Origin of the sequence: Streptomyces sp. NPDC046870, from assembly GCF_040704595.1 — a bacterium.
Classification (GTDB): Bacteria; Actinomycetota; Actinomycetes; order Streptomycetales; family Streptomycetaceae; genus Streptomyces; species Streptomyces argyrophylli.
Genome location: NZ_JBEYXM010000042.1, coordinates 1 through 12,506, shown reverse-complemented (window position 1 = coordinate 12,506; position 12,506 = coordinate 1). Strand labels below are relative to the sequence as shown.

Genomic DNA, 12,506 nt, shown 5'->3' with positions numbered 1-12,506 from the left:
ATCCTGGCACGCCCGTCACACCCGGCGCGGCGAGGCCAGCAGATAGCGGGCTCTCGTCCGGGGCTCGGTGTACTCGCCCGCCTGCCAGCCGGCCCGCTCCAGGGTGACCGCGCAGGCGGCCAGCGTCCGCTCGTCCGGCGCGTACACCGCCACCGCCTCCGGCTGCGGGGTCGCGCGGACCCGGTAGCCGTCCGTGTCCCCGCCCGCCGGCCGGTGCCCGCCCGCCTCCAGCGCGAGCGCCGCGGCCCGCACCAGGTGCGTCCGCTCCCACCCGCACGGCCGGTCCGCCGCGCCGTCCGGATTCGTCATCCGGCGCAGCTCCAGCAGCCCCTGCCAGGCACTGTGCACCTCACGCTGCCGCGCCGGGCCGGACACGGGCGGCTCCTCCTCGCCCCCGACACGGGCCGTGAACACGCCGGTGTCCCGCGCCGGCTCCGCCGGTGGCCCGGGAACCGCGTCCCGTATCCGGTGGCCCGCCGGGGTGAGGAAGTGGTCGTGCGGAGGCCGGGGATGCCGGAAGGCGAGCCCCCGCTTCACCAGCGCCGCGAGCTGGGTCTCGGTACCGCGCAGCCGGCCGGTGACCGGATCGGCGTCCTCGATCACCCGCCGCTGCGCGGGGGTGGGCGTTCGGGTCACGGGGGGCTCCTCTCGGGGGCGTTGCCGGGGGAGGGGGGACGGCTCGGGAACCGCCGGCGGGCCGCTTCCGAGGGACCGCCGGACGGGTGACTCTTCCGCAGGGTACGGCCCGGGTCCGACAACGCCCCGCCCTCATCGCTCCCCCCGGTTCCTCACTCCGTCCGGGGCCGGATGTTCCACCCGGCGACGACCGGGCGGCCGTGCTCCGTGCCGAGCCGGCACAGTGCCCCCGTCGCGAGCTGGAAGAGGGCCCCGTGCTGGGGTGGCAGGCCCAGGCGGCGGGCGGTGAGGACGCGGAGGAAGTGGCCGTGGGCGATCAGGACGACGGCCCCCTCGGTGCCGGCGAGCGCCGCGTCGGCCTTGGCCAGCACGCGGTCGGCGCGCTCCCCGACCTGCTCCGGGGTCTCGCCCGGGTGGTCCGGCGGCCCCGGCACGACGCCGTCGGTGAACAGGAACCAGCCGGGCCGGCTCCGCTGGATGTCCACGGTGGTCACACCCTCGTAGCCGCCGTAGTCCCACTCGCGCAGGTCGGCGTCGACCCGCGCGTCCGGGACACCGATGAGCCGGGCGGTCTCCCGGGCGCGCTGAAGGGGGCTGACGAACGCCGCCCCGATCCGCTGCGAGCGGATCAGCGGGACCAGCCGGCGCGCCTCCTCCCGCCCGTGCTCGGTGAGGGGCACGTCGGTCCGGCCCGTGTGCCGCCCGGACCGCGACCACTCGGTCTCACCGTGCCGCACGAGAAAGAGGTCACCCATGACGGCACGGTGGCACAGGGCGCCCGCCGCCCGCAGGACGGACTGCGCCAGACGGCCGGTCGGCCGGGGCGGCGGCCTCGCCTCAGGACCCGGCCGGGGCGCGGCGCGGCACCGCCATGTCGAGGGTCTCCCCGCAGGCGTCGATCGTGGCGGCCTTGCCGTGCGCGTCCGTGACGGGGACGACCGCGCCACGGGTGTCGTGCGGTGCGCGGACCGAGGCCTCGGTCTGCCGCACGCACCAGCTGTCGTCCGCGCCCTTCGTGCCACGGCGCGTGTAGTCGAGGTCCACGGTCACGAAGGCCCCGCCGGCCAGGACGAGCGGGGCCGGGCGGCCCCGCCCGGTGCCCTCGACGCTCTCCGCCTTGCCGTTGTGGATCTCCAGGGCCGGGTAGCCCGCGAACACGCACGGGCCGGGGCCCTTGTTGACGGCGGTGAGCCGCGCGTCGGGCCGGCCGGTCCCCTGCCGCGTGCCGTCCCCCGCGAGCAGGGACAGCGTCCACGTCAGCGAGGCGGTCCGGCAGGGCGGTGCGGTGGCGTCCGGTGCGGCCTTCGTACTGGTGCCGCAGGCCGTCAGCGCCAGGCCGGCCGTGAGCAGGGTGAGGCCGCCGGCGAGGCGGGTGGTCACGCGCATGGTTCCCCCTTGGCGGTACGCGGTGGTGTGGTCAGGTGCCGGGATGGACCAGCGTGTGCTCGGTGCCGAGCGCCTTCGTGCCGGTGTCGGCGTACAGCGTCGTCTCCCCGTCGGACCAGCGCACGACGAGGTCGTTCCCGGTGCCGCCGTGGCGGAGTCCGCCGACCGTCATGGCCTGCGCGTGCCGCCACAGGCCGTTCGGGCCGCGCACCCGCGTCCTGGTGCCGAGCCCCGCCGCCGAGGTGCCGCTGTACGTGTCGAGCGCGCCGTCCGCCCAGCGCACCAGCAGGTCGCCGGTACCCGTACCGTCGAAGTCGCCGCCGGCCAGCACGGCGGCCTTGGTCCAGGTGCCGTTCGCCGCGACGAGCCGGGTGCCGGCGCCGAGGCCACCGGCCCCGACCCCCGGGTACAGCGTGAGCGCGCCGTCGGCCCAGCGGACCAGCAGCCCCGTGCCCCCGTCCGCCCCGAACGCCCCGGAGGTGAACTGGACGGCCTTCTTCCACGCGGAGCCGGGTGGTGCCAGGCGGATCTCCCGGCCCAGGCCGGCGGGGCCGGGCCCCGGGTAGAGGGTGACCTCGCCGTCGGACCAGCGCACCAGCAGTCCGGACCGGGCGCCGCCGGTGAAGGTGCCGCCGGTCAGGGCGCGGGCGTGGGTCCAGGTGGAGTTGGCGCGCCGCAGCCGCTTCTCGGCCAGGAAACCGCCCTTGCCGTCGCCCGGGTACAGGGTGATCCCGCCGTCGGGCCAGACCACGAGCAGATCGCCGTGCCGGTCGCCGGTGTAGTCGCCGGACGCCATGAGCGCGGCCCCGCGCCAGCGTGCGGCGCCGCCCGGCAGCGCGCCCTTGAGCCCGCGGTACGGCGGCAGGTCGGCGGGCGGGGCCTGGTCGGCGACGGCGTCGGCGAGGAGGTTGGCCGCGTCCGCGCCGAACGCGGTGGCGTAGCTGACGTAGTCGGCGTTCGCGTCGTTGCCGCCGCCGTTGTAACCGCCGAGGTCGCCGATGACGTGCCCGGTGCGGGCGTCGTCCGCGTAGTCGGTGATCCACGGGCTGCCGGAGACGCCGCCGTAGTAGCCGCCGCAGGTCATCGACAGCTGGCGGTAGCCGCGCAGCTGTCTGGTCGGGACCGTGCACTTGACGGCGCGTCCGGCGCTGTTGTGCCGGTGCGAGGGGTAGCCCACGACGGTGACGTTCCGGTGGGTGTAGCCGGCCGGCCGGGTGAAGGTCAGGCCGCCGCCCACCGCGTCCTGAAGGGACGCGCCCCGCTGGTTGGCCGAGACCCGGGCGAACGCCGTGTCCAGGTCGGACGCGGTCTTCTTGGTGGTGGCCGAACCACGGTCGGGCACGTACCGGGGGTCGATGAAGATCCGCTGGATGTGGAAGATGCCGTACGGCTGCCGGTCGGGGGCCGCGCCCTTCACGAACTTCGGGACGAAGATGTAGTCGCCGTTCATGTTCAGCGCGCAGTGGGCCGCGGTGAGGACGATGTTCCGCGCCTTGGTGTCGATCACGCTGCCGGTGCAGTGCCAGGTGGTGCCGCGTGGCCCGTCGGCGCCGAAGAACGTCCCCACCAGGCGGGTCCCCTTGAACAGGGTGCCCTGCGGCCGGGCCGCCGCCGCGGTCGCCGCCCCCGGCTCCGGCGGCAGGTGCCGTGCCGCGTCCAGCGGCCGGGCGTCGGCCATGCGCTGTGCGGTCCAGAACGTCGCGGCCTGCCGTGCCTCCCGCCCCGCGACGGGCGCGGACGGCCGCGCCTGTTCCGCGGCCCGGGCGCCGGGCGCCGTGAGGCCGAGTACCACCGCGCTCAGCACGGCGACGGCCGTACGGCGCCTTCCGCGCGTACGGCGTTGTCCGAACCAGAACACCGCTGCTCCCCCTGGTCTGACATCTCCGGCCGGTCCGCCGGAACCGGACCAGGGGGTGCTGCGCCGGTCGGGCGCGCACCGGCAGCCGATGGGCGGCCCGCCCCGCGTCGGACCCCCGGTCGTCGACGGGGGTGATCTTCGCACGGAACGCGCGGCACGGGCCAGGCGCCTACTGCCGGTACCCGCCGAGGAACCTGCCGATCCGGCCGATGGCCGCCTCCAGGTCGTCGGCGTGCGGCAGGGTCAGGATGCGGAAGTGGTCGGGGGAGGGCCAGTTGAAGCCGGTGCCCTGGACCACCTGGATCTTCTCGCGCAGCAGCAGGTCCAGGACGAACTTCTCGTCGTCGTGGATCGGGTGCACCTTGGGGTCGATGCGCGGGAACGCGTACAGCGCGCCCTTGGGTTTGACGCAGGACACGCCCGGGATCTCGTTGAGCCTCTCCCAGGCCACGTTCCGCTGCTCGTACAACCGCCCGCCGGGCGCGGTGAGTTCGCCGATGGACTGGCGCCCGCCGAGCGCGGCCTGGATGGCGTACTGGGCGGGCGCGTTGGCGCACAGGCGCATGGAGGCCAGCATGGTCAGGCCCTCCAGGTAGTCCCTGGCGTGCTGTTTCGGCCCGGTGACCACCAGCCAGCCGGAGCGGAAGCCGGCCACCCGGTAGGTCTTGGACAGGCCGCAGAAGGTGAGGACGACGAGGTCGGGGGCGAGCGCCGCGGCCGAGTGGTGGACGGCGTCGTCGTAGAGGATCTGGTCGTAGATCTCGTCGGCGAACACCATCAGGCCGTGCCGGCGGGCCAGGTCGAGGATGCCCTCGACGACCTCCTTGGGGTAGACCGCGCCGGTCGGGTTGTTCGGGTTGATGATGACCACGGCCTTGGTGCGGTCGGTGATCTTCGACGCCATGTCGGCCAGGTCCGGGTTCCAGTCGGCCTGTTCGTCGCACAGGTAGTGCACGGCCCTGCCGCCGGCCAGTGTGGTGACGGCCGTCCAGAGGGGGAAGTCCGGCGCGGGGATGAGGACTTCGTCGCCGTCCTCGATCAGTGCCTGTACGGCCATGGAGACCAGTTCCGAGACGCCGTTGCCCAGGTAGACGTCGTCCACGTCCACGTCGAGGCCCAGGGTCTGGTAGCGCTGGACGACCGCGCGGCGGGCGGAGAGGACGCCGCGGGAGTCCGTGTAGCCGTGGGCCCGCGGCAGCATCCGGATCATGTCCTGGAGGATCTCCTCCGGCGCCTCGAAGCCGAAGGCCGCGGGATTGCCGGTGTTCAGGCGCAGCACGCTGTGCCCCGCCTCCTCCAGCGCGTCGGCGTGCTCGATCACCGGGCCGCGGATCTCGTAGCACACCTCGCTGAGCTTGTTGGACTGCCGGAACTCCATGCGCCCCTCCGGGAACTCGTGTTGCTTGGTTTTACCAAGCAGGAGCTTGGAAAGTCCAACAACGCGTCTAGACTGCGTCGCATGTCACCTCGCCGAAGCTACGACCAGTACTGCTCCGCAGCCCGCGCCCTCGACGTCGTCGGCGACCGCTGGACCCTGCTGATCGTCCGCGAACTGCTCGCCGGCCCGCGCCGCTACACGGACCTGCACGCGGACCTGCCCGGCGTCAGCACGGACGTACTCGCCTCGCGGCTGAGGGACATGGAACGGGACGGGCTCACCACCAGGCGGCGGCTGCCTCCGCCGGGCGCGGCGTACGTGTACGAACTCACCGCACGGGGATGCCGGTTGCTGCCCGTGCTCCAGGCACTCGGTGCGTGGGGCGAGGAGGAACTGGGGGAGCGCAGGCCCACGGACGCCGTCCGCGCGCACTGGTTCGCCCTGCCGCTGCTGCGGGCGCTGGACGGGGAGGGCCTGGTGGAAGTCCGCCTGGAGGAGGGGGACTTCCACCTCCGCGTCGGCGCGCAGGAGGGCCCGGTGTACGGCGACGGGCCCGCTCCGGGCGAGGCGGACGCGCGGCTGGTGATGGACGCGGCCACCTGCGAGGCCATCGCCCGCGGGGAGACCCGGCTGCCGGACGCGGTGCGCGACGGCCGGGTCACGGTGACCGGGGACGGCACGCTCGCCAAGGCGCTGCGGGAGGCGTGAGGCCCGGCGAACACGAAGGCCCGCCCATCGGGCGGGCCTTCGCGCTTCGGTGGATCACACGTTCGGCGGCACTTGGGACGGCCGCCCGGAACCCCGGGTCAGCACGTACCCCCCGATCCCGGCGAGCGAGGCCAGCACCGCGCCGATCCCGGTCCACACCCACCGGTCGGACCACCAGCCGGACGACCAGCCGTCGTCCGACCCGAAGCTGGAGAGCACGGCACCCTTGGCACCGTCCGCGTCCTTCTGCGACGTGACGGCGATGCCGGGGACGAGCGGCTTGCCGAGCGAGCCGTCCACGGCCGCCGCGCCGCCGATGTCCTTGGAGTCGACGCGCACCTCGGCGCCCATCGGCTTGCCGAGGTCGGCGGCGGCGAGGTCCACCACCGTCAGCCGGACGTAGTACGTGCCCGGCAGCGGGTCGTTGGCCCACGGCTCCGCCCAGCCCCGCACCGTGCGCAGCACACAGGCCAGCTCGACCGAGCCGGCGCCCTGCGCGGCGGTCCGGCTCTGGGCGCCGTACTGGCAGGACTGGCGGCGCCGCAGTCCGTCGTACACGTCGAGCTGCCAGGTCTCGGAGCCGTGCGCGCCGGGGAGTTTCACCGTCGCCTTGACGGTGGGGCGCTGCCCGGTGTCCGCGGGGAAGGACCAGTACAGGTAGTCGCCGGTGGAGCCGGAGGCGGTGGCCTGCTGCCCCTGGTCGATCTCGGTCGCCGTACGGAAGGAGGTGCCCGCCCGGGTGGGCGCGTCACCGTCGGCGGAGGCGCTCGGGGAGGGCGAGGAGTCGGCGGCGGCCGGTCCGGCGGCCAGCCCCAGCGCCAGCAGCGCGGCGCCCAGCACACGTGTGATCCGCATCAGTTCGTCCTCCAGACGGCGACCCGCCAGCGCGACAGCCAGCCCCACAGCAGACCGGCGAGGAAGCCGATCAGCACCAGCGTGCCGAGCAGCCACCAGCCACGGCCGAGACCGAACGCGGCCACGTCGTGGTGACCGGACGGCCCGTCCACGACGTCGACGGTCAGCTCCAGCGGCAGACCGGGAGTCGTCTTCACGCCCGACGCGGCCGAGAAGGAGGTGGTGACCTGGAGGCACACCGTCTCCGCGGGTGCCGCGTCGTCGTCGCCGTCCGGCCGGGGGTAGCGCAGGCCGGTGGAGACGACGTCCGTACGGCCGGTGCCGGCGGCCTCGCCGCGGACGATCTCCCGGCCGTGCACGGTCACCGCCCGCAGCAGCACACCGTAGTCCGGCTGGACGGCCCGGTCGTCCGCCACGCTCACCGAGGCGCGCAGCTCCTGCCCGGGCTCCACGTCCACCTTGTACCAGCGCTGCCGGCCGAACCCGGCGCGGTCGGTGTACAGGCCGGACTTGAGCGCCGGCGCCTGCTCGCACCGGTCCGCGCCCTCGGTGGCCACCGGTGTGACCACGGGGTCGGCCGCCCGGTCCACCAACTCGCCGACGCGGTCGCTCAGTTCCTCCTTGTGCCGCACGTCGGTGTAGGTGCCGCCGGTGGCGTCGGCGATGCAGCTGAGCTGGTCGCGGGTCTTGGCGTCCGGCACCAGGCCGAGGGTGTCGATGGTCAGCCCGATGCCCTTGGCGGCTATCTCCCGGGCCACCTCGCACGGGTCGAGCGGCTGGCAGGTGTCCTCACCGTCACTGATCAGGACGATACGGCGGGTGCCGTCACCGCCGTTCAGGTCGTCCGCCGCCTTCAGCAGCGCGGGCCCGATCGGCGTCCAGCCGGTCGGCGCCAGCGTGGCCACGGCGGTCTTCGCGTCGGTCCGGTTCAGGGGGCCGACGGGGTAGAGCCGCTCGGTGTCCTTGCAGCCCTCCTTGCGGTCGTTGCCGCGGTAGTTGGCGCCGAGGGTACGGATGCCGAGCCGGACCTCTTCGGGGGTCGCGTCCAGCACCTCGTTGAACGCCTGCTTGGCCGCGGCCATCCGGGTGCCGCCGTCGATGTCCCGGGTGCGCATGGAACCGCTGACGTCCAGCACCAGTTCGACCTTCGGAGCGGCCTGGTCCGTCTCGTCGGCGACCGCACCGGCGGGAAAGGCGATCCCGGCCGTCAGGGCGGCGAGCAGAGCACAGACGCCCGCCGCCAGCCGTTGTCTTCTGATCATCGCCGGATCTTATTGATCAGACAGGTCCCGCTCCAAAACGAGCGGACCCGCTGCACCGTCCCCCGGCGCCGGACAGGTGACGGACCACCGCTTCTCCATGGTGCGACGTTCCCCTGGCCGGCCATTTCCCGGCGTTCCCGCGCCGGTTGGTGACGCCGTGGTCGCCGCAGCCCGCGTGTGCCTCGCACCGCGGGAGGCGCGGAGTCCGCCACAGCGCGACCTCCCGGCGGCGCACCGTCCTTCCCCGCGCACGGTGGTGGCCCTGATCGATCCGACTCTGGTCTCAGTGCAACGGGTTCGGCAGGCCGGCCCACTGGTCGCCGGGGGTTCCCGGGGAGAGGCGCATCAGGGTCAGGGCTTTGACGGGCACGGGTGCGTGGCGCAAGGCCGTGACATCCGGGGTCGGCGGGAGGCCGGCCACGGCGGCGGCCAGGGCCGTGCCCAGCGCGGCGGCCGAGCCCGCCGTGCCCGCCAGCGCCCCCGCCACCAGGGAGCCGAACAGCTTGCGGCGCAGGGCGGTGTCGTCGTCCGTGATCAGACGGCCGGTGAGCGCGGGCGGGGTGATGCCGTGCCGGGCCAGGCGGGCCGGGCTGATCCGGATGTCGGCCAGGTCGCGGTAGACCAGGCGCAGCGGGGTGCCGTCGGCCGCCAGGACGACCAGCAGGTTCTGGCCGTGGGCCTCCAGAGCCACGCCGAGGTCCAGCAGCCGCAGGCCCACCGTGAGCGCCAGCCGGGTGAACGCGGCCAGCCAGGCGGGGGAGCCGGGCAGGGGCGTGAGGGCGAGGGCGGCCACCGGCAGGACGCGCTCACCCGGACCGGCGTACACCTCCGGCGACTCCCGCAGCAGCGCGGCCAGGTCGGGGGAGTGGGCCGTCACCGCCCCCAGCGTGCGGGTGATGTGCAGCAGGCCGTCCGTGCGCGCCGCCAGTTCCTCGGCGAACGCGGACAGCGGTGCCGCCGCCCGCACCGAGTACACCGAGATGTCCCGCACCGACGACGTCAGCCGGGCGCTCAGCGCGGTCTTCACCTGCGGTCCGCCGGGCACCGCCAGCGTGCGCAGGGACATCAGCGGATGGGCGGGGCGCCAGACGTCGTACGACCGCCCCAGCACGTGCGCGGCCTGCCAGGGGTGGACCGGCACCAGGATGCGGTCGCCGTCGCGGAGCCCGGCCGGCCAGTCGCCGGACACCAGGCACCCCTCCGCCGGCACCGGTACCGTCCCCAGCTCCACCACCGGCCCGTGCTCGGGGGCGTACGCCAGCTGGTCCGCCACCGAGAACCCCGGCCGGGAACGGCAGTTGGGGTGGTACGGGTGACCGTCGACCACCCGCTGCTCCCACTCCCAGTCCCTCCCCCCGCCGTCCGCCGGCCACTCCTTCGGGTGACCGGCGCCGGCCCGGGACAGCGCGAGCGAGGCCACGCTGTGCGCCAGCTCCGCGGCGAACGCGGCGCCGTGCGGCACCCCGAGCGCGGCCATCAGCCGCGCCGGATCGTCGTACCGCTCCCGGTCCAGCCGTACGGCGGTGACGTAGGCGCGCGTGGCGTACGGATCCGCGTGCGGCCCGCGCAGGGTCCGCCCGTCGGCCAGGCGCAGGGCGAGGCCGTCCGCCCCGGACACCCGGCCGGACAGCCACGGCAGCGGCTCGTGGGCCAGCGCCCGCCACAGCCGGGTCAGCACGGCGGCGCGGGCACCGGGCAGCTCCGCCGCGTACCGGGGCAGCAGCGCGGGCCGGACGACGGCCAGCTCCTCGGCGATCTCGGCGTCGGCGGTCGGGGGACGGTGCACGGTCGGCTCCTCGGGTACACGGGCCACGGCACGATTGTCCGGGACGGCAGCCATACTGATCGTCACCGGCTCCCGCACGGCGCACCCGGTCCGCCCCGGGAACGACCGCGGGCCTCCTGGACGAAGAACGAATGGATCGAGTGGACCTCACACCCCCCAACGGCGCGGTCGGCCGCCGTGCCGACGCGTACGCGACCGCGCCGCTGCTCAACTGCCTGCTGCGGGAGGTCGCCGAACCGCTGACGGACGGCGGGGACGGCCGGGTCCACCGGCTGCCGGACGGCCGGCTGCTGCGGGTGCGCCCCGGCCGGCGCCCCGCCGACCCCGAGCTGTACACGGCCGGGGCGTGGCGCCGCATCGGCCACTCGGAGCTGGTCAAGCTGGTCGCCGAGGAGCTGCGCCGGCACACCGGGCTGCCCGGCGGAGACCTGCCCGCCGAGATGATCGACAGCCGGGACGCGATCGCCGCCCTGCTCACCGCCCGCGCCCGGGCCACGGCGCCCGAGGACGCGTACCTGCGCTCCGAGCAGTCCCTGCTCACCGGGCACCCCCACCACCCGGCCCCCAAGGCGCGCGGTGGCGGGCCCGTCGCGTCCTGGCTGCCGTACGCCCCCGAGGCGCACGCCCGGTTCCCGCTGACGCTGCTCGGCGTCCGCGAGGACCAGGTGGCCGAGGAGGGCGACACCCGGGCCCTGGACGCCCTCGGCACCGCCCCGCCCGGCTACCGGCTGCTGCCCGCCCATCCCTGGCAGCTCGAACTCGTCGCCCGCGATCTCGCGCCCGCCTTCGCCGACGGCCGGCTGCTGCGGCTGGGCACGACCCCGTTCGACACCTGGCCCACGGCCGCCGTCCGCACGGTGTACGAGCCGCGCCGCGACCTGTTCGTGAAGTTCAGCCTGGACGTCCGCATCACCAACGACATCCGCCGGCTGTGGCGCCACGACCTGCGCGGACTGCGCCGCACCGACACCGCGGCCGCGCACGCCTTCGCGGCGATGGGCCCGCCCGCGGCCTGGCTGAGCGACCGCGGCTACCGCACCGCCGCGTTCGCCTTCGAGGAACTGGCCGTCCTGGTCCGCGACGGGTTCCGCGGCCATCTGCTGCCGGGCGCCACCCCCCTGCTCGCGGCGGGTCTAGCCGAGGGCTTCGACGGCAGCCCGCTCGCCGCCGCCACCGACCCGGCGGGCTGGTGGGAGGCGTACCTGCGGCAGGTCGTGCCGCCCGCCCTGACCGCGTTCGGCGATCACGGGGTGGTCCTGGAGGCCCATCTGCAGAACACCCTGGTCGCCGTGGACGCCGCCGGCACGCCCGTGCAGGCCCTGTTCCGGGACGCGGAGGGCGCCAAGCTGCTGCCGGACGTGACCCGGGCCGCCGGCTGGGAGCGGCTGGTGTACTGCCTGGTCGTCAACCACCTCACCGAGATCGCCGGCGCCCTCACCGAGCACCACCCCGGTCTCGATCCCTGGCCCGCCGCCCGCCGGGAACTCGCCCGCCACGACCTCCCCGAGATCCCCGCCCTGCTCGACGCCCCCACCCTGCCGGGCAAGACCAACCTGCTCCTGCGCTGGACCGGCGCGGACGGCGCGGACGCCCGCTACCTGCCGCTGCCGAACCCGCTGGCCGGCGCCTGACCTGCCGTAGTCTGGCCGGTGTGCTGCGCGATGTGACTGCCGTTCGATACGTGACCCCGCTCCACTCCGGCGGCTCCGTGCCCGGGGTCGTGGAGGCGGACGACGACGGCACCTACGTCGTGAAGTTCACGGGCTCGGCGCAGGGGCACAAGGCGCTGGTCGCCGAGATCATCGTCGGGGAACTCGCCCGCGCGCTCGGCCTGCGCTTCCCCGAGCTGGTCCTCGTGCACTTCGACCCGGCCGTCGCCGCCGCCGAGCCGCACCAGGAGGTGCGCGAGCTGCACAACGCCAGCGCGGGAGTCAACCTCGGCATGGACTATCTGCCGGGCGCCCGGGACCTCACCCCCGAGATCGCCCGGACGTTCCCGGTGGACCCGCTGGAGGCCGGCCGGATCGTCTGGCTGGACGCGCTGACCGTGAACGTCGACCGCACGGTCCACAGCTCCAACCTGATGGTCTGGCCCACGTTCGGCACCGCGCCCGCGCGCCTGTGGCTGATCGACCACGGCGCCGCCCTCGTCTTCCACCACCGCTGGGACACCACGGACCCGGGCCGGCGGTACGACTTCCGGCACCACGCCCTCGGCCTCTACGGCCCGGACGTGCGCGCCGCCGACGCCGAACTGGCGCCCCGGGTGACGCAGGAGCTGCTGCGCGGGATCGTCGCCGAGGTGCCGGACGCCTGGCTCGCCGAGGACGCCGGGTTCGCCACGCCCGACGACGTCCGGGACGCCTACGTCGGCTATCTCCTGGACCGGGTCCGGCTCTCCCCGCAGTGGCTGCCCACCGACTTCCCGAGCCGTGAGGAGCTGGCGGCCGAGGAGGCCGCCCGCGCGGCGAAGACGCAGGCGGGCCGCCCGGCGTGGCTGAAGCGGGTCCCCGACCTGCACGGGAAGCCGGCGGCGGAACAGGACTGGTCGGTGCACCTCGGATGACCCGCCGGGGGGGGGCGGGGGGGGGGCCCCGGCCCCCCCGCGGGGGCGGGGGCGACGCCGCCCCGGCCGGG

At 75.1% G+C, this 12,506-nt stretch carries 11 protein-coding genes; 3 read left to right on the top strand and 8 right to left on the bottom strand.

Annotation, left to right across the window (positions count from 1 at the left end; translation table 11 throughout):
- Positions 1 to 15: 15 nt before the first annotated feature.
- The 5 genes from AB0946_RS40235 to AB0946_RS40215 all read right to left on the bottom strand — a co-directional run bounded on the left by AB0946_RS40235 (position 16) and on the right by AB0946_RS40215 (position 5,258).
- Entirely contained in the window at positions 16 to 636 is a 621-nt protein-coding gene (locus AB0946_RS40235; RefSeq protein WP_366765693.1) for a hypothetical protein, read from the bottom strand.
- 152 nt (positions 637 to 788) lie between these two features.
- Positions 789 to 1,391: a histidine phosphatase family protein gene (locus AB0946_RS40230; protein WP_366765692.1), complete on the bottom strand. Its 603-nt coding sequence runs from the start codon at positions 1,389 to 1,391 to the stop codon at positions 789 to 791.
- 82 nt (positions 1,392 to 1,473) lie between these two features.
- Positions 1,474 to 2,022: a DUF4232 domain-containing protein gene (locus AB0946_RS40225; protein ID WP_366765691.1), complete on the bottom strand. Its 549-nt coding sequence runs from the start codon at positions 2,020 to 2,022 to the stop codon at positions 1,474 to 1,476.
- Positions 2,023 to 2,053: 31 nt separating this feature from the next.
- Positions 2,054 to 3,880 (bottom strand): trypsin-like serine protease, encoded by a 1,827-nt coding sequence (locus AB0946_RS40220; RefSeq protein WP_366765690.1) that lies wholly within the window; start codon positions 3,878 to 3,880, stop codon positions 2,054 to 2,056.
- A 169-nt stretch (positions 3,881 to 4,049) separates the two neighbouring features.
- Positions 4,050 to 5,258, bottom strand: a complete 1,209-nt coding sequence (locus tag AB0946_RS40215; protein ID WP_366765689.1) for a pyridoxal phosphate-dependent aminotransferase — start codon at positions 5,256 to 5,258, stop codon at positions 4,050 to 4,052.
- Positions 5,259 to 5,339: 81 nt separating this feature from the next.
- On the opposite strand from AB0946_RS40215, the gene AB0946_RS40210 reads away from it, so the two are divergent.
- Entirely contained in the window at positions 5,340 to 5,966 is a 627-nt protein-coding gene (locus AB0946_RS40210; protein WP_366765688.1) for a winged helix-turn-helix transcriptional regulator, read from the top strand.
- A 54-nt stretch (positions 5,967 to 6,020) separates the two neighbouring features.
- On the opposite strand, the gene AB0946_RS40205 is transcribed toward AB0946_RS40210, so the two are convergent.
- From AB0946_RS40205 to AB0946_RS40195, 3 genes are all read right to left on the bottom strand, one after another.
- On the bottom strand, positions 6,021 to 6,821 hold the full coding sequence (locus AB0946_RS40205; RefSeq protein WP_366765687.1) for a hypothetical protein: 801 nt from the start codon (positions 6,819 to 6,821) through the stop codon (positions 6,021 to 6,023).
- A complete protein-coding gene (locus AB0946_RS40200) occupies positions 6,821 to 8,083 on the bottom strand; it encodes a VWA domain-containing protein (RefSeq protein WP_366765686.1) in 1,263 nt (420 codons plus the stop codon). Before AB0946_RS40200 ends, AB0946_RS40205 begins: the two co-directional genes overlap by 1 nt.
- Positions 8,084 to 8,366: 283 nt before the next feature.
- Positions 8,367 to 9,869: an IucA/IucC family protein gene (locus AB0946_RS40195; protein WP_366765715.1), complete on the bottom strand. Its 1,503-nt coding sequence runs from the start codon at positions 9,867 to 9,869 to the stop codon at positions 8,367 to 8,369.
- A 131-nt stretch (positions 9,870 to 10,000) separates the two neighbouring features.
- Between AB0946_RS40195 and AB0946_RS40190 the strand changes: the two genes are divergently transcribed.
- Together AB0946_RS40190 and AB0946_RS40185 are read left to right on the top strand one after the other, a co-directional pair.
- The gene (locus AB0946_RS40190; RefSeq protein ID WP_366765685.1) at positions 10,001 to 11,500 is read left to right on the top strand and encodes an IucA/IucC family protein; all 1,500 of its coding nucleotides are present in this window, start codon (positions 10,001 to 10,003) and stop codon (positions 11,498 to 11,500) included.
- Between the two features lie 20 nt (positions 11,501 to 11,520).
- On the top strand, positions 11,521 to 12,435 hold the full coding sequence (locus tag AB0946_RS40185) for a HipA family kinase (protein WP_366765684.1): 915 nt from the start codon (positions 11,521 to 11,523) through the stop codon (positions 12,433 to 12,435).
- The last annotated feature ends 71 nt before the right edge of the window (positions 12,436 to 12,506 follow it).